General features: G+C 63.3%; 15 protein-coding genes. 10 read left to right on the forward strand and 5 right to left on the reverse strand.

Features of this window, described 5'->3' with window-relative positions; translation table 11 throughout:
• Positions 1-265: 265 nt before the first annotated feature.
• The 3 genes from NP945_RS07270 to NP945_RS07280 all read right to left on the reverse strand — a co-directional run bounded on the left by NP945_RS07270 (position 266) and on the right by NP945_RS07280 (position 6,180).
• Positions 266-1,057: a TIGR02186 family protein gene (locus tag NP945_RS07270; RefSeq protein ID WP_256745953.1), complete on the reverse strand. Its 792-nt coding sequence runs from the start codon at positions 1,055-1,057 to the stop codon at positions 266-268.
• Positions 1,057-1,980 carry a sulfite exporter TauE/SafE family protein gene (locus NP945_RS07275; protein WP_027039532.1) on the reverse strand — a complete coding sequence of 308 codons (924 nt, stop codon included), beginning with the start codon at positions 1,978-1,980 and terminating at the stop codon, positions 1,057-1,059. Before NP945_RS07275 ends, NP945_RS07270 begins: the two co-directional genes overlap by 1 nt.
• 192 nt (positions 1,981-2,172) lie before the next feature.
• On the reverse strand, positions 2,173-6,180 hold the full coding sequence (locus NP945_RS07280) for a peptidoglycan-binding protein (RefSeq protein ID WP_256745954.1): 4,008 nt from the start codon (positions 6,178-6,180) through the stop codon (positions 2,173-2,175).
• A gap of 455 nt (positions 6,181-6,635) precedes the next feature.
• On the opposite strand from NP945_RS07280, the gene NP945_RS07285 reads away from it, so the two are divergent.
• The 8 genes from NP945_RS07285 to NP945_RS07320 all read left to right on the forward strand — a co-directional run bounded on the left by NP945_RS07285 (position 6,636) and on the right by NP945_RS07320 (position 16,224).
• A complete protein-coding gene (locus NP945_RS07285; RefSeq protein WP_256746150.1) occupies positions 6,636-7,094 on the forward strand; it encodes a MerR family DNA-binding transcriptional regulator in 459 nt (152 codons plus the stop codon).
• A 307-nt stretch (positions 7,095-7,401) separates the two neighbouring features.
• On the forward strand, positions 7,402-9,192 hold the full coding sequence (locus tag NP945_RS07290; RefSeq protein WP_256745955.1) for an acyl-CoA dehydrogenase: 1,791 nt from the start codon (positions 7,402-7,404) through the stop codon (positions 9,190-9,192).
• A gap of 121 nt (positions 9,193-9,313) precedes the next feature.
• Positions 9,314-10,483, forward strand: a complete 1,170-nt coding sequence (locus NP945_RS07295; RefSeq protein WP_256745956.1) for an acyl-CoA dehydrogenase family protein — start codon at positions 9,314-9,316, stop codon at positions 10,481-10,483.
• Between the two features lie 33 nt (positions 10,484-10,516).
• On the forward strand, positions 10,517-11,725 hold the full coding sequence (locus NP945_RS07300; protein WP_127268617.1) for an acetyl-CoA C-acetyltransferase: 1,209 nt from the start codon (positions 10,517-10,519) through the stop codon (positions 11,723-11,725).
• A 14-nt stretch (positions 11,726-11,739) separates the two neighbouring features.
• Positions 11,740-13,959 carry a 3-hydroxyacyl-CoA dehydrogenase NAD-binding domain-containing protein gene (locus tag NP945_RS07305; RefSeq protein ID WP_256745957.1) on the forward strand — a complete coding sequence of 740 codons (2,220 nt, stop codon included), beginning with the start codon at positions 11,740-11,742 and terminating at the stop codon, positions 13,957-13,959.
• 65 nt (positions 13,960-14,024) lie between these two features.
• On the forward strand, positions 14,025-14,579 hold the full coding sequence (locus NP945_RS07310; protein WP_127807940.1) for a thioesterase family protein: 555 nt from the start codon (positions 14,025-14,027) through the stop codon (positions 14,577-14,579).
• A gap of 115 nt (positions 14,580-14,694) precedes the next feature.
• Positions 14,695-15,363, forward strand: a complete 669-nt coding sequence (locus NP945_RS07315; RefSeq protein WP_127268614.1) for a helix-turn-helix transcriptional regulator — start codon at positions 14,695-14,697, stop codon at positions 15,361-15,363.
• A 9-nt stretch (positions 15,364-15,372) separates the two neighbouring features.
• Positions 15,373-16,224: a thermonuclease family protein gene (locus tag NP945_RS07320; RefSeq protein WP_372337959.1), complete on the forward strand. Its 852-nt coding sequence runs from the start codon at positions 15,373-15,375 to the stop codon at positions 16,222-16,224.
• Here NP945_RS07320 and NP945_RS07325 read toward each other — a convergent pair.
• On the reverse strand, positions 16,190-17,836 hold the full coding sequence (locus NP945_RS07325; protein WP_256745958.1) for a lysine--tRNA ligase: 1,647 nt from the start codon (positions 17,834-17,836) through the stop codon (positions 16,190-16,192). The genes NP945_RS07320 and NP945_RS07325 overlap by 35 nt on opposite strands.
• Positions 17,837-17,999: 163 nt before the next feature.
• On the opposite strand from NP945_RS07325, the gene NP945_RS07330 reads away from it, so the two are divergent.
• Positions 18,000-18,407, forward strand: a complete 408-nt coding sequence (locus tag NP945_RS07330) for a tellurite resistance TerB family protein (RefSeq protein WP_013533653.1) — start codon at positions 18,000-18,002, stop codon at positions 18,405-18,407.
• Between the two features lie 60 nt (positions 18,408-18,467).
• Here the strand turns inward: NP945_RS07330 and NP945_RS07335 are convergent, their stop codons facing one another.
• Positions 18,468-19,316 carry a transporter substrate-binding domain-containing protein gene (locus NP945_RS07335; RefSeq protein WP_256745959.1) on the reverse strand — a complete coding sequence of 283 codons (849 nt, stop codon included), beginning with the start codon at positions 19,314-19,316 and terminating at the stop codon, positions 18,468-18,470.
• 248 nt (positions 19,317-19,564) lie between these two features.
• Here NP945_RS07335 and NP945_RS07340 point away from each other — a divergent pair, with 248 nt between their 5' ends.
• On the forward strand, positions 19,565-20,296 hold the full coding sequence (locus NP945_RS07340; RefSeq protein ID WP_127267150.1) for a LuxR family transcriptional regulator: 732 nt from the start codon (positions 19,565-19,567) through the stop codon (positions 20,294-20,296).

The following is a 20,296-nucleotide window of genomic DNA, read 5'->3' on the forward strand; positions in this document are numbered from 1 at the left end:
AGTTCCTGTATTTGTCGTCGGCGAGCCGACAGACGCCGAGAAATCGCGCGCTGCCCGGGGACGGGCTGCGCTGCCGAACCGAATTGTTTGTGTCTGCCATTTGGCTGGGGAGCGCGGTCTACCGCATGCCCCGGCAAAGGGAAACCACTTTTCGGGGAAAGTTCTGAAGTGCATCGCGTTTGAGTGGATTCACGCGACGCACTTCAGGTCTTGATTCGATGCATGTCGTTCTCCCAAAACCGGGGCCACTTTTGGGCGACATGCATTAATCCCGCCGGAAGATCAGCCTTCCGAGCCAGCCTGTCAGCATGGCCAGCGATATCGCGAAGACGCCGTAGAGGAAGGAATAATTGTGGGCGACACGAAAGATCGACTGTTCGAAACCGGATTTGCGGATTTCGAGCTGGGCCGAGCTTTCCTTGATGAAAAAGCCGCTCTTGAACAGGAACGCGCGGGCTTTATGGGTTCCAACTGGCACATTTGGCGCCAGCCTCACTGTGGCGCGGAAAAGGTTCTGCGACAGGAATTGCACGCCGCCGACATTCTCGCTGTAGAGGCCGGTCGCTGACTTGCGCTCCCGCAGTGCCGCCGTGAACTCCTCGATCGTCGCCGGGCTGTCGCCGGCATCGGCGGGCTGCATGTAGAGGTTGGAGGCGCCGAGCGACAGCTGCTTGTAGCTGTTGGGTTCGGTGATGTCCTGCAGCGGCCGCGTCGTCGCCACCGAATAGGAGACCGGCACGTTCTCGAAGGTCTCGGAATCCAGATTGACCCAGACGCCTAGCACCCTGTCCTTGCGGCGCACCACCACCGGTTTGGGCGGACCTTCGAGCACGACGATGACGTCGTAACGGCCTTGGCGCGCGACAAGTGGATCCGGGTTTTCCAGCGAACCGAAAATGGTCAGGTCGGCCCCGGAAAAGCCGGCGGTGATCGAGACATTATCGGTGGAGAGACCGATCTGGATGCCTTCGGTCAGCGGGACCTGTGCCTTCGCCGGCGCGGCGACCGCAAGCAGCGTCAGGAGAATGGCGGTTGCGAATGTGTTGCGAGCCTTCATCAGTTGAGGCCCGCGGCAGACAGCGAATAGAGGTTGGGCGGGGTGACGAAAAGATCGATCGCCAATCGTATCGCCACCGCCAGCACCAGCAGCGCCAGCAAGGCCCTGAGTTGCTCGCCGCGCAGCCGCTGGCCTGCCTTGGCGCCGTACTGCGCACCGGCGACGCCGCCCGCCATCAGCAGGAAGGCCAGCACGACGTCGACCGTCTGGTTGGTGGTGGCGTGGACCAGCGTCGTATAGGCGGAGGTGAAGATGATCTGGAACAGCGAGGTGCCGATGACGACGTTGGTCGGCACTTTCAGCAGATAGATCAGTGCCGGCACCATGATGAAGCCGCCGCCGACGCCCATGATCGACGACAGGAAGCCGATGCCGGCGCCAAGGCCAAGGACGGGGATGACGCTGACGAACAGTTTTGAGGCCCTGAACCGCATCTTCAGCGGCAAGCGGTGGATCCAGTTGTGTTGACCGGATTTCTTCAGCACCGGCGCCGCACCGCTGCGCGTGGCGCGCAGCGCATTGACGCTTTCGACCAGCATCAGCCCGCCGACGGTGCCGAGCAGCACGACGTAGAGCAGCGAGATGAACAGGTCGAGCTGGCCGAGGCGGCGCAGGAAGGCGAAGACGAAGATGCCGCCGGTGGAACCGACAATGCCGCCGGCCAGCAATACCCCGCCGAGCTTGAAGTCGAGCGTCCCTCGCTTCATGTGCGAAAGGACGCCGGAGACGGAGGAGGCGATGACCTGGTTGGCGCCCGTGGCGACCGCGATCGCCGGGGGGATGTTGTAGAAGATCAGCAGCGGCGTGATGAGGAAGCCGCCGCCGACGCCGAACATGCCCGACAGGAAACCCACCGCCGCGCCCATGGCCAGCAGGACGAAGATATTGACGGAAATTTCCGCGATCGGGAGATAGATGCCCACCCGTCAGTCTCGATCAGTTCTGCCTGTCGGCGAATGCAACCGTTGCGGGCATCTTGACCCGACAAGCCAATTCGTTCTTGCCCCGGAGGTGCTGCGAAGTCAAACCGCGCTACGCCGCCGAAACAAAAAACATCTCAATCAGTTAACAGGCGAATGTGTGGCAAGGGCGTCGTGGAAACGACGCCTCTGCCGTTATTTGCGCGCCAGCAGCGCCTTGACCAGTTTTTCATCGACTTCGCCGGTCGCCGGCATCTTGTTGTCGGTCTGGAAAGCCATGATCGCGGTCTTCGTCTTCTGGCCCATCTTGCCGTCGGCGCCGCCGGCGTCGTAGCCGTTCTTGTTGAGAATGCGCTGGATGTTCTGGACGGCCTTCTTCATGTCGATGCTGGCTGTCGTCTGCGGCGCGCCGTCCTGCCAGGATTCGGGAATGTCGGCCGAATTGGCCGCCGCATCCAGCGGCTTGGCCTTCCACAGTTCGGTCGCGGCGCGGGCGCGTTCGAGCTGCTCTGGCCGCAGCGCATTGGCGATCTCGTCACGCTTGGCAGCGGCATCCTTGTCGCCGGTCTTGGCGACGAGCGCGAACCATTTGTAGGATTCCTCGAGGTTCTGCTTCATGCCGACGCCCTTGGCGGCGAGGATGCCGAGATTGAACTGGCTGTCCTTGACGCCGACGTCGGCGGCCGCCTGGAACCAGTGCGCGGCCGATTCATTGTCGGTCACGCCGTCTGCCGCCATGGCGAACAAGACGGCCAGATTGTGCATGCCGCTGGCGTTGCCCTGTGCTGCGGAAAGCTGGTACCAGGTCTTCGCCTTCTTGATGTCGCGCGCGACGCCGATGCCCTTTTCGTAGAAGTTTCCGATGCGGTATTCGGCCGGCGCGAAGCCGAGTTCCGCCGATTTCTCGTACCATTTGGCGGCTGCCGCCATGTCTTCCTTGACGCCGCGTGACTCGGCATAGCGCGAGCCGATTTCGAACAGCGCCTTGGCGTCGCCGCTGGCGGCGGCATCGCGCAAGGCGGCCGGGCCGGCGTCAGCGGGAATGTCGAACTTCGTCGTCATCGCCGGCGAGGCGTCCGCTGGCGGGACCGCGCCCGTGGTATCCTTGGCGGTAGTCGGCTCAGCCGCCATAGGCTGGGCGCCGGTGTCGGCAGCTTCCGCGGCGACCGGAACGGTCGACGCCGGCGCAGCCGAGGCTGTCTCCCCGGACACCGCTTGGTTCGCATCAGCCGATGTAACCGAGGCGACGGGCGCGGGAACCGGCTCTGCGGTCGGCGCGGCACTCATCGACGGCTCGGCGCCTGGCGGCGTGGCAATCATGCTTTGCGCGGCCATGTCGTCCTTGGTTGCCGGTGCGGACGGCTCGGCCTGCCTGACGGTGTGGTCAGGCGCACTTTCCACTGCCGCGGGCTGCGCGTCCATCTTAGGTTGGCCGGCGGCATCAAGCGAGGCGGTCTGCACCGGCTGCGAGGCGACGATCGGCGCAACATCGTTGCTCGCCACCTGGGCCGGATCGGCGAAGAAGGCCTTGCCCAGTTGCAGGGCGCCCAGTGCCAGCAGGATCGCGGTTGTCCCCATCAGGATCGGCTTGCGCCGTGCCTTGAGCAGGTCGCCGATCCGCAGTGCCTTCACCGGTCCGGTCACCGTCGACTGGCGCTTCAGCGCATCGGCCTCGGCGGCCGCGGCCTGGGCCGCGCGCCGGGCAGCGGCGATGAAATCCGACTTCGCGGCGTCGGTGTCGCTGGGCTTGGCCGGCTGGCCGCGCTCGTCGCGCACGCGCTTCATGATGGCGTTGAGGTCAGGTGCGCCGGAACCGGGCTCCAGCGGCCGGTTGGCCATTTTCGGATCGAGCGGTTCGTCGAGATCGACGCTCGGGATCGGGGCACTCGGCGCCGAGCCGGCCAGTGGCGGGATGTCCGCCTCCTTCTTGCCCTTGAAGGCGCGGGCCAGTCCGCCGAACATCGACCTGCGGCCGCCCGCCTGTTCGTTCTTCTCGACAATTGTGTCGGAGCCGAGAGCAGCCATGGCCGCAGCCGCTGCGGCTTCGGCCGGCGTGCGCGTTCCCATACCCAGGCCGCCCAGATCGCTACGAGCACCCGGCTCGTTGCGCAGGATGGCGGCGGCACGGCCATCGAGATCGGCCAAGTCCCCAGTCAATGGCAGGGGCTGATCGATATCCATCGATGGCGCGTCCACGGCCATCTTGGGTCGCCGCGCGCCGCGCCAGTTGCTCGGCTCGACCGGTGCCGCATCCAGCAATTCGCTCATCGCCTCGACCGGCTCGCCGGGTTCGAGCGAACCCAGCCGGTCGACGATCTTGAGCAACGTGTCGTGGATGGCCTCGAACGTTCTCGAATTGCGCTCGTCGGAGCGCCGCGTCAGCGTTTCAAGCGTCTTCAAATCCTGGGCGAGGCCGGAAACAGCGGTCGTATTGGCGCTCGAACCGGCAAGTGATTGCACCGCGTTCTCGGCGGCTTCGCGCGCTGCGCCAAGGATGGAATCGCGGGTTCCTGCGAGCGACTTTTCAATTTCGTTGAGACGCGGGCTGATGTCCTCGAATTCCGGCAGCGGGGTGCTGGGCCTGGAAAGATGGGCGGACAGGCCGGCAACCTGTGCTTCCAGGCTGCGGATCAGCGCCGGATCGATGCCGGCCACCTGCGCGGCCGACGCATCCAGCCGGCTTGAAATGTCTTCGAGCCGGCTCTCCAGGCCGCGGATTGCGGCTTCGCCCGCGGGATCGGGTACACGCGTTTCCATACGCTTGGCGAGCGCCGTAAAGCGCGCATCGATGGCGTCCATGATGCCGGCGCTGTCGATCTGCGGCATGCGTTGGTCGAGCCTGTCGGCAACCTCATCCAGCCTGCGCTCGAGATCGCGGAACAGCATGTTGCCCTGTTCGATGGCGTCACCCTGGCGGCGTTCCATCATGCTCGACAGCACGTCGAAGCGCTGCTCCAGCCCATGGAAGATGTAGTCGGCGTCAGGCATGGCTGGTGCCTGGTCGATCTTGTCGGCGATGAGTGCGATCTGCTTGGCCAGGCGCTCCATCGCCTGCTCCGGCAGATTGGCGCGGCCGGCGAGTTCGTCGACCCGGCCCGACAGCGTGCTCAACCGGTCCATGACCGCGTTGCCCGGACGATCCTGCGCCACTTCCTCGATCTGGCTGGCAAGTGAGTCGATCCGCCTCTCGATGCGCTCGAAAGCCTCGTGGTCGAATGAATTGGCTTGCGCGGCGACCGTGGATGCGACGATGGCGCGGGAAATCTCGTCCAGCCGCTCGTCGATCATGCCAAGCGTGTCGCTGCCGCGATTGTCCTGCTGGCTGGCGAAATGGTCGACAGCACCGGCAAGCGTGCGCACCTTCTCCTCCAACGAGCGCAGCGATAACGATTCCGGCAAATTGTTGACGGCATTGCTGATCTGTTCCAGCCGGGCGGTCAGAGCAGACAGGCCCGGGTCGTCCGAGCGCTTGCGCTGGTCGGCGTCGACGCGGTCTTCGAACGCCGTCCACCGGCGATCGAAATCGTCCCAGCGGCGGTCGACCTTCTGCACGCTCTCTTCGCGTGCCAGCGTTTCGAGTGCGGCTTTGACCTGTTCGAGTTCGAGCCGCAGCATGTTGACGCTTCTGTCGTCGCTCTTCTCGGCCAGTGTCTGGATGGCGCCCGAAAGCCGCTCGAACTCAAGACCGAGTTCAGCACTGCCCTTGGCCGAAGCATCGGGCCTTGCCCCTGACTGGAAAGCCCGCTCGATGTCCTTGCGCAGCGCTTCGAATTCCCGCTGCAGGCCTGCGGTCATCTGGTGGCGCAATTCCTCGCGCATGCCGCGCAATTCGCCGGCGATCTTGCCGACCATGGCAACGCCGTCCTCCTGGCCGCGCACGCGATCAATGTCGCGGGCAATGGCCTGATAGTTCTGCTCGAAAGCGGCGGCTCCCTGAATCGGGCTCTTCGGACGCAACGCGGGCTGCGGGTCCTCGTACCAGCGCTGCTGGCCAGCGGGCCGGGCTGCGGGATAGCGCGCATCGGCACCATATTGGCGTGGATCGGGTTGGCGGAGTTCGGGACGTGCCACCGGATCCTCGCGCGTCCGCTCCAGCCGCTGCTCCAGTGTCTCCAGCGACTGGTTCAACTGCTCGAGCGTGGTCTGCGGCCTGCGCTGCCTGCCGGCATTGAGTGTGTCGAGATAGGACCGCTTGCTGTTCATCGGTGCGTCCGTCTTTCAGAATGGCTGGCTCGCGGCCAGTTCCCCCAGGTCCCTATCGGAACGAAGGCGACCGGCGGCGATGCCGCGGCGGAAGACGAGCTTCCCGGGCTCTCGCCCGCGCTCCGAAAAACCGTGAAAAATTCGATACAGGATAAACACGGGTAGCCGACGCGCCCACATTTCCCCCAACGTGGTAAACAACGCGTTAACCAAACTTAAGAAATTGAAAGGATGCCGGCTGCCGGCCTGACGGTGCGGCATAAAGGGCGGCGCGCAGAACGCCCTTGCGTCATCATGCGGCAATCGGTATAGAATTGACGTAAACGTAAAAGGCGCATTGAGCGCATGTTTGCGATTTGTTTGTTGAAACCACGACTGGAAGCAGGCCCCCGCTTCCAGTCAGGCGACGCACGGTCCGAGACCGCGACGCCACCAGACGGGGAAAGCCAGTGACCATGAAGCTTATCTCGGCCGGCGAGACCGCGGCCAATACCAATATATCTGCCGAAACCGGCGAGGACCTCGTCCGCATCGGCGAGATGGCGAAAAAGTATGGAGTGACGCTGCGCACGCTGCGTTTCTACGAAGACAAAGGCCTGCTCAACCCGCAGCGTGACGGGTCGACCCGTCTCTACACGCGCCGCGACAAGGCCCGCCTAAAGCTGATCCTGCTCGGCCGCAAGGTCGGGTTCTCGCTGCGTGACGTCAAGCAGATGATGGATCTCTACGATCCGACCGGTTCAAACGCCAAGCAGCTCAAGCTCGCGCTGGACAAATCGGAAAAGCAGCTTGCCCGCCTGCAGAAGCAAAGGGCGCTGATCGACGACGCCATCAACGAGCTGAGCGGCTCGATGTCGGCGGTGCGCCAGATGCTGAGCGAGCGTTCGGCGCCACAGGCGAGCGCCGCCAGCTAAAACAAATCCGTTCGGATTTGCGGCAGACCAAGTCGTCTGCTGATTGTCTGAGTTCTGTCGAGCCGCGTGGCCTGCCACGCGGCTTTTCGTTGTCCTGGCCCACTCTCATGGCCTTTCGCCGCTGGCTTGCGCAACGTCGCGCCGCTACGCTCATTGCTCCAGTGGGCGGGGAATCTTGTCGCATCGAAAAAATTGACGTTTACGCAAACGTCAATTTTTGCTATCCCGCTCCTAAATATGGGTCCGCATGCCGCCCCTGGCTTGTCTTCGGGGCATTCGGACCGGGTTTGCAGGGTGGAGAAAAAGCATGCCGACATACAGGGCTCCGGTCCAGGATACGCTGTTCGTGCTCAACGAGGTTCTGGGTTATCAGCGTTATTCGAACCTTCCCGGATTTGCCGACGCCACGCCCGATGTGCTCGAGGCGATCCTGGCCGAAGGCGCCAAGCTCGCCGAAAACGTCATGCATCCGCTGAACCGTGTCGGCGACATGGAAGGCTGTGTGCGTCACGACGATGGCTCGGTGACCACGCCGAAAGGCTTCAAGGAGGCGTTCGACCAGTATCGCGAAGGCGGCTGGATGGGGTTGGCCGCACCAGTCGAGTTCGGCGGCCAGGGCCTGCCCTATGCCGTGCATACCGCCGTCGCCGAATATATGGTCTCGGCCAATATGTCCTTGATGATGTATCCGGGCCTGACGCAAGGCGCGATCGCCGCGATCATCACCCACGGCACCGACGAGCAGAAGTCAACATGGTTGCCGAGGATGATCGAGGGTGCCTGGACCGGCACCATGAACCTGACCGAGCCGCATTGCGGCACGGATCTGGGCCTGTTGCGGACCAAGGCGGTGCCGAACGGCGATGGCACCTATAAAATTTCAGGCCAGAAGATCTTCATCTCGGCCGGCGAACACGACATGTCGGACAACATCGTCCATCTGGTACTGGCCCGCATCGAGGGTGCGCCGGAAGGCGTCAAGGGCATCTCTCTGTTCATCGTGCCGAAGCTCAAGCTCGACGCATCGGGCAATCCGGGCACCAGGAACACCGTCTCCTGCGGCTCGATCGAGGAGAAGATGGGCATCCATGGCAATTCGACCTGCGTCATGAACTATGACGAGGCTGAGGGCACGCTGCTCGGCGAGGCCAATGGCGGCCTGAAGGCGATGTTCACGATGATGAACGAGGCGCGCCTTGGTGTGGGCCTGCAGGGGCTGTCGCTGTCGGAGATCGCCTATCAGAACGCTGTCGGCTACGCCAAGGACCGTTTGCAGGGCCGCTCATTGTCGGGGCCGAAGGCGCCGGACAAGAAGGCCGACCCGATCATCGTCCATCCCGATATCCGCCGCAGCCTGATGACCATGAAGGCCTTCAACGAGGCCGGCCGCGCGCTGGCGCTGTGGACGGCGATCAAGTCCGACATTGCCCACCGCTCCGGCGACGACAAGGACCGCCAGGCCGCCGACGATTACACCGGCCTGATGACACCGGTGATCAAGGGCGTGCTCACGGACAAGGGCTTCGACCACGCCGTCATGGCGCAGCAGGTGTTCGGCGGTCACGGTTATATCGAAGAGCACGGCATGAGCCAGTTCGTGCGCGATGCCCGCATCGCCATGATCTATGAAGGCGCCAACGGCATCCAGGCGCTCGACCTCGTCGGCCGCAAACTCGGCCTGAATGGCGGCCGCGCCGTGCAGGCCTTCTTCAAGGAGGTCGGTGAGTTCTGCGAGGAGAACCGCTCCGACGAGAAGATGGCGCCATTCACCAAGGCGCTGCAGAAAGGTCTCAACGATTTGCAGGCCGCCACCATGTGGCTGGTGCAGAACGGCATGGCCAAGCCCGACAATGCCGGTGCCGCCTCGACCGACTACATGCATCTCTTCGGCTTGGTCGCTCTGGGCTATATGTGGGCGCAGATGGCCAAGGTGGCACTTGGCAGGACGGACGCCAATGGCGCGCAATCTTTTTACGACAACAAGGTCGTGACGGGGCGCTTCTTCATGGAGCGGATCATGCCGGAGACGTCGGCGCATCTCGCCCGCATTTCGAGCGGCGCCGACACATTGATGGCACTGCCGGCGGAAGCGTTCTAAAGATGATCGGCGTCCTCCTCCCCCTTGAGGGGAGGGTGGCCCGAAGGGTCGGGAGGGGTCGCTGCGGCAGTGCGCCGGCCTCAGTTTCGATGATGCATGTCGGGAGGAGTATCATACCAGCATGACCAACCCAGCTGAAATCCTTGGCCTTCCGAAGCCCGCTTGGGCGGCGGACGAGGTCGGCATGCTCTACGACATGGCGCATCGCTTCATGTCGGAGGAGATCGCGCCGCGCTACGACGAGTTCGAGAAGAACGAGATGGTCGATCGTGAGAGCTGGCTGAAGGCAGGTTCCGCCGGCCTGCTCTGCGCCTCTATGCCGGAGGAATATGGCGGCTCCAGCGGCACCTTCGCGCATGAGAGCGCCATCATCGAGGCCATCGGCCATGTCGGCGTCGACGGTTTCGGCATCGGCCTGCACAATTCGATCGTCGCCCCTTACATCCTCCACTATGGCTCCGAGGAGCAGAAGAAGAAATGGCTGCCGAAACTGGCGACCGGCGAGCTGATCGGCGCCATCGCCATGACCGAGCCGGGCGCCGGCTCCGACCTGCAGGGCGTCAAGACGCGGGCGCAGAAGGATGGCAATCAGTACAAGATCAACGGCTCCAAGACCTTCATCACCAACGGCCAGCTTGCGAACTTCATCATCGTCGTCACCAAGACCGATCCGGAGAAGGGTGCCAAGGGCACCTCGCTGATCGTCGTCGAGACCGACGAGGTCGAAGGTTTTCAGCGCGGCCGTAACCTCGACAAGATCGGGCTCAAGGCCAACGACACGTCGGAGCTGTTCTTCAACGACATGCGCGTGCCGACCTCCAACCTGCTCGGCCATGAGGAAGGGCAGGGCTTCGTCCAGCTGATGCAGCAATTGCCGCAGGAGCGGCTGCAGATCGGCACCGGCGCCATTGCCATGATCGAGCGGGCGCTGGCGCTGACCATTGATTATGTCAAGGAACGCAAGGCGTTCGGCAAGGCGATCATCGATTTCCAGAACACCCAGTTCAAGCTGGCCGAACTCAAGACCGAGGCCACCGTCGGCCGCGTCTTCTACAATGATTGCGTCACCCGCCACATCGCCGGCGGCCTCGATCCTGTGACCGCGTCGATGGCCAAGTACTGGCTCAGCGACCTGCAGGGAAAAGTCGTCGACGAATGCCTTCAACTGCATGGCGGCTATGGCTACATGAATGAATACCCGATCGCCCGCATGTTCCGCGACGCCCGCGTCCAGCGCATCTACGGCGGCACCAACGAGATCATGAAATTGCTGATCGGCCGCTCTCTCTGAGAGCGACATCAGGCAAACCTAAGGAGCAAGCAAATGGCTGAAGCTTATGTCTATGACGCCGTGCGCACACCGCGCGGCAAGGGCAAGAAGGACGGATCGCTGCACGAGGTGCCGGCGGTGCGGCTTGCCGCCAAGACGCTTGAGGCGCTGCGCGATCGCAATGGGCTCGACACCGGCACTGTCGATGACATCATCTTCGGCTGCGTCGATCCGGTCGGCGAAGCCGGTTCGGTCATTCCGCGCGCCGCCGCCTTCGAGGCCGGCTACGACACCAAGGCGCCCGGCATGCAGATCTCACGCTTCTGCGCTTCCGGGCTCGACGCCATCAATTTCGGCGCCGCCAAGATCGCCCAGGGCGCCGATGAGATCGTCATTGCCGGCGGCGTCGAATCGATGTCGCGTGTCGGCATGGGCGCCTCGGGCGGCGCCTGGTTCATGGATCCTTCGGTCGGCCTGCCCGGCTGGTTCGTGCCGCAAGGCATCTCGGCCGACCTGATCGCCACCAAATACGGCTTCAGCAGAGACGACGTCGACGCCTATGCGGTCGAGAGCCAGAAGCGCGCCGCCAAATCCTGGGCCGATGGCCGCTTCAAGAATTCCGTCGTCCCGATCAAGGACCAGAACGGCCTGACCATCCTCGACCATGACGAACATATGCGCCCGTCGACCGACATGCAGTCGCTGGCCTCGCTCAACCCGTCCTTCGTCATGCCAGGCGAAATGGGCGGCTTCGATGCCGTCGCCGTGCAGAAGCATCCCGAGGTGGAAGAGGTCAATCACGTCCATCATGCCGGCAATTCGTCCGGCATCGTCGACGGCGCCGCCGCCGTGCTGCTCGGTTCGAAGAAAGCCGGCAAGGCGATGGGGCTGAAGCCGCGCGCGCGCATTCGTACCTTCGCCAACATCGGCTCCGAGCCGGTGCTGATGCTGACCGGCCCGGTCGACGTCACCGAGAAGCTGTTGAAGCGCGCCAAGATGAAGCTCTCGGACATCGACCTGTTCGAGCTCAACGAAGCCTTCGCTTCGGTGGTGCTGCGCTACATGCAGGCGTTCGACATCGATCACGACAGGATCAACGTCAATGGCGGCGCTATCGCCATGGGTCATCCGCTCGGCGCCACCGGCGCGATGATCTTCGGCACGGTGCTGGACGAACTCGAGCGCCGCGATCTCAACACGGCTCTGGTGACGCTGTGCATCGGCGCCGGCATGGGAACCGCAACCATCATCGAACGCGTCTGACGGGGAGAGAAACGATGAGCTACACCAATTTCACCCTCGACATCGACGCCGACGGCATTGCGCTGGTCACCTGGGACATGCCTGGCCGCTCGATGAACGTTTTCACCGAAGAGGCGATGCGAGAATTGAACGCCATTGTCGACAAGGTGGCTGGTGACGCCGCCATCAAGGGCGCCGTGATCACCTCCGGCAAGGACACCTTCTCCGGCGGTGCCGACATTACCCTGTTGCAGAAGATGCTGACGACCTTCGCCGCGGAAAAGGGCAAGGACGCCGAAAGGGCGACCAAGGCGCTGTTTGACAATGCCGGCATGATGACCGGCCTGTTCCGCAAGCTGGAAACTTGCGGAAAGCCGTGGGTGTCGGCGATCAACGGCACCTGCATGGGCGGCGCCTTCGAATTGTCGCTCGCCTGCCACGGCCGTGTCGCCGCCGATAGCGACAAGGTGAAGATGGCACTTCCCGAGGTGAAGATCGGCATCTTCCCGGGCGCCGGCGGCACCCAGCGCGTGCCGCGGCTGACCGATCAGCAGCAGGCGCTGCAGATGCTGACCTCGGGCCAGACACTGTCGCCGCAGAAGGCCAAGTCTATGGGCCTGATCCATGAGATCGCCGAGCCGGCCAGGCTCGTCGAGACCGCCAAGGCGATGATCAGGAATGGCCTGAAGCCGGTCGCTCCTTGGGACGAGAAAGGTTTCAAGCTGCCCGGCGGCCAGATCTATTCGCCCGCCGGCTTCAATCTGTGGCCGCCGGCCATCGCCATCCTGCGTCGCGAGACTTACGGCAACTATCCGGCCGCCGCCGCGATCCTCAAATGCGTCTATGAAGGCCTGCTGGTGCCGTTCGACACCGGTTTGCGCATCGAGCAGCGCTATTTCACCGAGATCATGCAGACCAGGGAAGCGGCGGCGATGATCCGCTCGTTGTTCGTGTCGCTGCAGGAACTGAACAAGGGCGCCCGCCGCCCGGCAGGCGTGCCCGAAACCAAGTTCAAGAAGATCGGCATTCTCGGCGCCGGCTTCATGGGCGCCGGCATCGCCTATGTCACTGCCAAGGCCGGCATCCCGGTGGTGCTGCTCGACCGTGATCTGGAGTCGGCTGCCAAGGGCAAGGCGCATTCCGACGGCCTGATCTCGGATCAGGTCAAGAAGGGCCGCGCCAAGCCGGAGGACAAGGACAAACTGCTGTCGCTGATCACGCCGACGGCGGACTATGCCGACCTTGCCGGCTGCGATCTGGTGGTCGAGGCCGTTTTCGAGGATTCGAGCGTGAAGAAGAGCGCCACCGAACAGGCGGAAGCCGTGCTGAAGCCATCGGCGATCTTCGCGTCGAACACCTCGACCATTCCGATCACCGGCCTGGCGAAGAATTCTGCGCGGCCGAAGAATTTCATCGGCATCCATTTCTTCTCGCCGGTCGACAAGATGATGCTGGTCGAGATCATTTTGGGCAAGAAGACCGGAGACAAGGCGCTGGCCACCGCCATCGACTTCGTTCGCGCCATCAAGAAGACGCCGATCGTCGTCAACGACACGCGCGGCTTCTACGTCAATCGCTGCGTGCTGCGCTACATGTCGGAAGCCTACAAGATGCTGATCGAAGGCGTTCCCGCGCCGATGATCGAGAACGCGGCGAAGGCAGCAGGCATGCCGGTCGGCCCCCTGGCGCTGACCGACGAGACGGCCATCGACCTTGCCCAGAAGATCATGAAGCAGACCATCAGGGATCTGGGCGACAAGGCGGTCGATCCCAAGCAGATGGCGCTGATCAACGCCATGGTCGACGATCACGGCCGCTTCGGCCGCAAGAACGGCAAGGGTTTTTACGATTACCCGGCAAAGCCCGCCAAGAAGAAGCTGTGGCCGGGCCTCAGGGGGCTCTATCCGCAGCTTGCACCCGAGAAGGCCGATTATGGGGAACTGCAGCAGCGGCTGCTGGTCACCATCGCGCTGGAAGCGGCGCGGGTGATGGAAGAAGGCATCGTCACCGACCCGCGCGAGGCCGATGTCGGCTCGATCCTCGCTTTCGGCTTCGCACCCTACACCGGCGGTGCGCTGTCCTACATCGACGGCATCGGCGCCAAGGCGTTCGTCAAGATCGCCAAGAACCTGCAGAAGAAATACGGCGCCGAGTTCAAGGCACCCAAGCTGCTGCTCGACATGGCCGAGAAAGGCGAGACCTTCTACCAGCGCTTCGATCCCTATGCGAAAGGCGACGTGAAGCAGGCAGCCTGACGCATGGGCAAAATCAAGCGTCTTGCAGCGACCTTTGCGCGTCCAAGAGGACATGGGGCGCTGCAATGTATGTCTGGGCGCGCATGGTGCGCATGATGGCCACGGCACACAGCCGTGGCCCCTATGTGATGGGCGGCGAAGGCCGGCTGGCTTTCCGCTGCCTGCCGACCGACATCGATTTCAACATCCATCTCAACAATGCGCGCTACATGATGCTGGCCGATCTCGGCCGCATCGACCTGTTTGTTCGTGCAGGCCTCATCACGCTGGCAAGGAAGAATGGCTGGGCGCCGATGATGGGCGGACTGCAAGCGGTCTATGCACGCGAGATCAGGCTGTGGCGCCGCTTCGAAGTGGTGTCCTCGATCGAGACCTGGGAAGGCACCCAGGTTGTAGGCAAGCACCGCTTCGTCCTCGACAATGGCGAGACGGCCGCGTTGATCCTGACGACAGCCGGCGTCTACGATCGCAAGGCTCGCAACTTTCTTGAGATTGGCGAGGTCGTTGCGGCACTTGGTCGTGCCGTGAACCCGCGGCCACCGACGCAAACGGAGCGGATTTTCATGACATCGCACCAGGGTCTGCGCAGCTTGGCCAAGGGCGTCGATCGATCCCGGTAGTCGGACTTTCCGCGATCGACGGAAACGTTTGCAACCACTCCACGACCGGTGGACAAAACGACATTCCAAGACTAGAAGGGAAAGGTATTTTTTCCTGCACCGAAGGAGAGCGAGCATGCTCTCGCACGACCGAGTCTGGGCTGCCATCGATGCTCTTGCCAAGCGTTATTCGCTTTCGGCCTCGGGTTTGGCCAAGCGTGCGGGGCTCGATTCCACTGCCTTCAACAAGTCGAAGCGTTTGTCGTCGGATGGCCGACCACGCTGGCCCTCGACCGAATCGCTGGCCAAGATCATCGAGGCTACGGGCGCCTCACTCGACGAATTCACCGGTCTGATCGAAGGCCGGCCCGGGATCAGCAATGGTGCTTCGACCAGCCATGCCGCTTCGGTCGCCCGCAGAAGCTCCGTGCCGTTGCTCGGCTTTGCCCAAGCCGGCGCCGGCGGCTTCTTCGACGATGCCGGCTTTCCAGTCGGGCAGGGTTGGGATCTGATCGAACTGCCGGCGCAATCGACCGAGAGTTCCTACGCGCTGCAGGTGCAAGGCGATTCCATGCTGCCGCTCTACCGCAATGGCGACGTCCTCATCGTCGAACCGGGCGCCGTCACCCGCAAGGGCGATCGCGTCGTCGTCAAGACCACATCAGGCGAGGTGATGGCCAAGGTGCTCGAGCGCCAGACCGTCAAGTCGATTGCGCTGGTCTCGCTCAATCCCGATCATCCCGACCGCGACATTCCCATGCGCGATGTCGAGTGGGTGGCGCGGATTGTCTGGGCAAGCCAATAGGTCCGGCTGGTGCGGCTTCTCCATCATGCGCTGGCGGTTCTGATGGTCCCTGTGATGGCGGCCATGGTCGTCACTGGCGGTCGCACGTTGAAAGGGAGTGAAAGCGTCATCACGGTGGACCAGCTTGATCCGGGCGCCGATACGATGGCGCAGCAGGCTGCCGGGACGGTGCCGCAGGAGCCGGCCACATCGGCCATAGCAGCCCCGCAGCCGCCAAAGCCGGCGCCGCATTCGAGGGCGATCGATCCCGAAATCGTCGCGCCCCCGGAACTGCCCGCCGAGGGGCTTGAACGGGTCGAGCCGCGCGAGCCGTTGAGCAAGCTCGCGCTGGCCGTGCCGCCCAAGCCGAAAATGCCCGACGACTGGAACGGCACAAAGCTGTTCCAGCCGGTTGCGCCGGCCGCCGGACTGATCGAGGCTAAGGGCTACTCGGTCGCGGTTTCCGGCATCGACATCGTCAGGCAGGACGAGACCTGCAGCGAGGACGGCAAAACCTGGCCATGCGGCGTCCGTGCGCGGACGGCGTTCCGCGCCTTCCTGCGCGGTCGCGCGGTGGTCTGCACGGTGCCGCCGGAAGGTGGCCGCGACCTGATCGCAGCCGAGTGCCGGATCGGCAAGCAGGATGTCGGTCAGTGGCTGGTCGAAAATGGCTGGGCGCGCGCCGCCAAGGGCGGACCCTATGTCGAGGCCGGCGACAAGGCACGCACGGCGAAGAAGGGCATTTTCGGATCGGCGCCCGATCTGTCCGGCATGCCGGCGATGCCGGCCGCGCCACGCCAGGCGCCTCAGGCGCCGGGTTCGATCCTGGAAGAGGTCGACGGCGTGCTCAAGCCAGCTGACCAGCCAGCGCCCGCTCAATGAGCGCACGTGTCTCGGCAACGCCGTAGAGCGCTGCGAACGAGCCGAAGCGCGGGCCGCGCTCCTGGCCGATCAGCACTTGATAGATCATCTGGAAGAAGGCGCCCGATACGCCGGGGCCGCCTTCCGGGCTCTGCTTGGAATGATCCTGATAGCGCTCAATCCTGCGCGCGACGTTGAGCGAGGCGTTCTGGATCGCTTCGCCACTGGCGTCGGCCGGCAGCGCCCCAAGCGCTTCGTCGAGGGCTGCCAGCGCCTCGCGCTCGACCTCGTCGGCGGGCCGGAAGGTTTTCGTCGGCTTCACGAAATCGTCGAAATAGCGGATCGCATGGCCGACCAGCCGGTCGAGCTCGGGATGCGTCGTTGGCGTCACGCCTTGCGTATGACGTGAAATGAACCCCCACAGCACATCCTTGTTCTGCGCGTTGGAGGCGCTGACCAGATTGAGCAGCAGCGAGAACGGCACCGGCATGTCGATCGCGGGCGGGTTGCCGTCATGCATATGCCAGACCGGATTGCCCAGCCGTTCCTTCCAGTCCTGCCGGGGATAGGCGGCGAGGAACGTATAGTATTCGTCCACGGCCCGCGGGATGACGTCGAAATACAGCTTCTTGGCCTGCCGCGGCCGCTGGTACATGTAGAGCCCGAGGCTTTCGGTCGGCGCATAAGTCAGCCACTCGTCGATGGTCAGCCCGTTGCCTTTCGACTTCGAGATCTTCTGGCCGTTCTCGTCGAGGAACAGTTCGTAGACGAAATGCTCCGGCGCCCGTCCGCCCAGAATGTTGCAGATGCGGTCGTAGACCACCGCATTGGTCTGGTGGTCCTTGCCGAACATTTCGAAATCGACGCCAAGGGCTGCCCAGCGCATGCCGAAATCCGGCTTCCACTGCAGCTTCACGCGGCCGCCGGTGATCGAAAGTGTGGTCTCGGTGCCCTCGTCGTCGAAGGTGATGGTGCCGGCCTTGGCGTCGACCTGCTTCATCGGCACGTAAAGCACGCGGCCGGTCTTCGGCGAAATCGGCAGGAACGGGCTGTAGGTCGCCTGCCGCTCGGGCCCGAGCGTCGGCAGCATCACCGCCATGATCTGCTCATAGCGTTCGGCGGCGCGCTTGAGCATCGCATCGAAACGGCCGGACTTGTAGTATTGCGTCGCGCTGGCGAACTCGTAGTCGAAGCCGAACGTGTCGAGGAAGCGGCAAAGCATCGCGTTGTTGTGGTCGGCGAAGCTGGCATAGTCGCCGCCGAAGGGGTTGGGGACCGACGACAGCGGCTTGTGCAGATGCGGCTCGAGTGCGGCGCGGTCCGGCACGCTGTCGGGTATCTTGCGCATGCCGTCCATATCGTCGGAAAAGCACAGAAGCTTGGTCGCGACCTTATCCTGCGTCAGGACGCGGAAAGCATGGCGCACCATCGACGTGCGCGCCACTTCGCCGAACGTGCCGATATGCGGCAGGCCGGACGGCCCGTAGCCGGTCTCGAACAGGATTGTTTGCGGGAAGTCGGCGCCTTTGTAGCGCTCGATGATCTTTTTGGCCTCTTCGAAGGGCCACGCCTTGCTTTCGGTCGCGGCCGCCAACAGCTCGGGGTTGAGATCGATGATGTTTGATCCCGCCATGTCACAGTTTCCAAATCATTTGCCGGCCCGAAGGCGGGCCGCGGCAAGGTTTTTCAACCGGTCTCTAGGCGTGCAGCGCCGGAGCGTCAACGCGTGCGGCGCTTTTTCCTTGCGGTGCAGAACGGGCGTTCCTAACTTCGAGGCCCGGTTCAAGGAGAAAAAATTGCCGACACCTCATGAAGCCCTGATCTATCTGATGGTCATCACCTCGGCCTCCGACCGCGACATGACCGATGTCGAACTGGCGCGGATCGGCGAGGTCGTCCGCTCCTGGCCGGTGTTCGAGGACTTCAACCACGACAGGCTGGTCGGCGTTGCCCAGGACTGCCAGAAGCGCCTGCACGAAAAGGACGGGCTGGAGGGCGTGCTGGCTGAAGTCGCCGAGGTCTTGCCTGAGCGGCTGCGCGACACCGCCTATGCCGCCGCCTTCGAGGTTGCCGCCGTCGACCTCGAAATGCGCATGGAAGAGGTACGGGTGCTGCAGCTGATCCGGCGTCAGCTCGATCTCGACACGCTGACGGTTGCTGCCATCGGCCGCGCGGCCAAGGCGCGGCTCCGCACGCTGACCTGAAGTCCTTGGCCGGGCGCTGTTGAGGTTCAGGTCAGGCCGGCAAAGCCGACCGGAACCGGATCAGAAAAAGCTGACCGGGAAATAGCGCAGATAAAATTCGGCGAACGTGCCTTTCATCGAAATCTCCTGCAGCGCGTAATCGATCGCGGCGGCCAGCGCCGGATTGTCCGCTTTGGTGGCGATGACCATGCCCGAGCCCAGATATTCAGGCGCCAGATAGGGCCCGCCGGCAAAGCGGCAGCAGCCCGCCGCGTCCGAGCCGCCCAGCCAGAAAGCCAGGCGCATGCCGTCGCCGAAGCCGGCGTCGACCTTGCCGGCCTTGAGATCGGCATAGAGGTCTTCCGGCCTGTCGAAAGGGACAACCTGAACCGTGTTGAAATAGTCGCGCAGCATGCGCTCATGCGCCGAGCCTGATATCACGCCGACACGCTTGCCGTGCAATTTGTCAAAGATGGGCTCGGTCAGCGCCTTGCCTTTCGGCATGATGAAGCGCGCTGGAAACTGCAGATAGGAGCGTGAGAAGGCGTAGGTCGCGCGCGATTCCGGTGTGGCGGCGATGCCGGCGATGATCGCCTCGCCTTCCCCTTTCCGCAGTGCGCCTTCCAGCTCGGCCCAGGGCAGGGCCTGGATCTGGCATTTTTCAACAATGCCAAGCTCGGCGCAGATGGCGCGTGCCAGATCGATATGGAAGCCGGACAGCTTTCCCGCACCGTCGAGGAAGTTGAAGGGCGGGAAGTCCGTGGTGGTCAGGAACCTCAGCCGGGGCAGCGTCGAAAGGTCTGGCTTGGGCAGCCGCTCCTTGGCATCCCACAGCACCGGAACCTGAGGCGCCGCGGCGCGCGCGCCGTCGGCGAACGACAGCAAGCCGATCAGCATCGCAAGGGCGAAGGACCTCCACCGGAACGCCAAGATAAAACTCCGCCACAGTCGTGCTCGCACCGGTTTTGGTACGAAAATGGTACAGGCACAATGGTTTTTGATTTCAACCCGCCGATTTCAGGATATGATTTAGCCGGTTTGCAAATCAGCTTCGGCCGCCTCGGTGAGGGAAGCCACAAAATAAGTATGCGATTTGCAATCCGTGGTCGGTGGCGAAGTGTAAATCAGGCACGCATCATTGGCCGCAATGCACGAGGCAACATGGGGTTGATGTTGCGATGGGTCAGTTCGATCGCACGCTGGAATACATAGACCAACTGCAGCACGCCGCAACGGCGGCGGCGGTCTGTGAAAGGCTGCTGGGCATAACATCGGATTTCGGCCTCACCGCGCTGATGGCGGGAACCGTACCGCAGCCAGGCACGCCGGCCGGCCAGCAAAAGCAGCATGTGCTTCTCTGCGATTGGCCGGGCGAATGGCTGGAGCGCTATGTCGCGCGCAACTATGTCGACCATGACCCGGTCGTCAGCCACATGAAACAGTTGCAGGCGCCCTTCCAGTGGCACGAGGCGTCGCAGGGCATCCGCATAGACAAGAGCAGCGGCGAGGTGATGGGCGATGCCGGCGCCTTCAAACTGCGTGATGGATTGGCCTTTCCGTTGATCACGCTTGACGGCCAGATCGTCATGGTGTCGCTGGGCGGCGAGGCTGTGGAATTGTCCGCCGCCGAATTTGGCCAGGTGTCGCTGGTCTCGACCTATGCGGTTGGCCGCGCCATGCAACTCCACACCATGGCGAGCAACACCATCGATCATATCGTGCTGACGCCGCGCGAGCGCGAATGCCTGCAATGGGCCGCCGTCGGCAAGTCCGAATGGGAGATTTCGCAAATCCTCGGCATTTCCGAACACACGTCGGAGAAACATCTTCTTAACGCCAAAAGCAAACTAGGTGCCGTCAACAGGGTGCAGGCCGTCGCGGAAGCGATACGGCGCGGCTACATTAGTTAG

The organism is Mesorhizobium sp. LMG17149, assembly GCF_024518695.1.
Lineage (GTDB): Bacteria > Pseudomonadota > Alphaproteobacteria > Rhizobiales > Rhizobiaceae > Mesorhizobium.

Coding starts and splice junctions, on each gene's coding strand:
- NP945_RS07270 (WP_256745953.1), bottom strand. CDS start 1,057: ATGAAGGCTCGCAACACATTCGCAACCGCCATTCTCCTGACGCTGCTT.
- NP945_RS07280 (WP_256745954.1), bottom strand. CDS start 6,180: ATGAACAGCAAGCGGTCCTATCTCGACACACTCAATGCCGGCAGGCAG.
- NP945_RS07285 (WP_256746150.1), top strand. CDS start 6,636: ATGAAGCTTATCTCGGCCGGCGAGACCGCGGCCAATACCAATATATCT.
- NP945_RS07290 (WP_256745955.1), top strand. CDS start 7,402: ATGCCGACATACAGGGCTCCGGTCCAGGATACGCTGTTCGTGCTCAAC.
- NP945_RS07295 (WP_256745956.1), top strand. CDS start 9,314: ATGACCAACCCAGCTGAAATCCTTGGCCTTCCGAAGCCCGCTTGGGCG.
- NP945_RS07300 (WP_127268617.1), top strand. CDS start 10,517: ATGGCTGAAGCTTATGTCTATGACGCCGTGCGCACACCGCGCGGCAAG.
- NP945_RS07305 (WP_256745957.1), top strand. CDS start 11,740: ATGAGCTACACCAATTTCACCCTCGACATCGACGCCGACGGCATTGCG.
- NP945_RS07310 (WP_127807940.1), top strand. CDS start 14,025: ATGTATGTCTGGGCGCGCATGGTGCGCATGATGGCCACGGCACACAGC.
- NP945_RS07315 (WP_127268614.1), top strand. CDS start 14,695: ATGCTCTCGCACGACCGAGTCTGGGCTGCCATCGATGCTCTTGCCAAG.
- NP945_RS07325 (WP_256745958.1), bottom strand. CDS start 17,836: ATGGCGGGATCAAACATCATCGATCTCAACCCCGAGCTGTTGGCGGCC.
- NP945_RS07340 (WP_127267150.1), top strand. CDS start 19,565: ATGGGTCAGTTCGATCGCACGCTGGAATACATAGACCAACTGCAGCAC.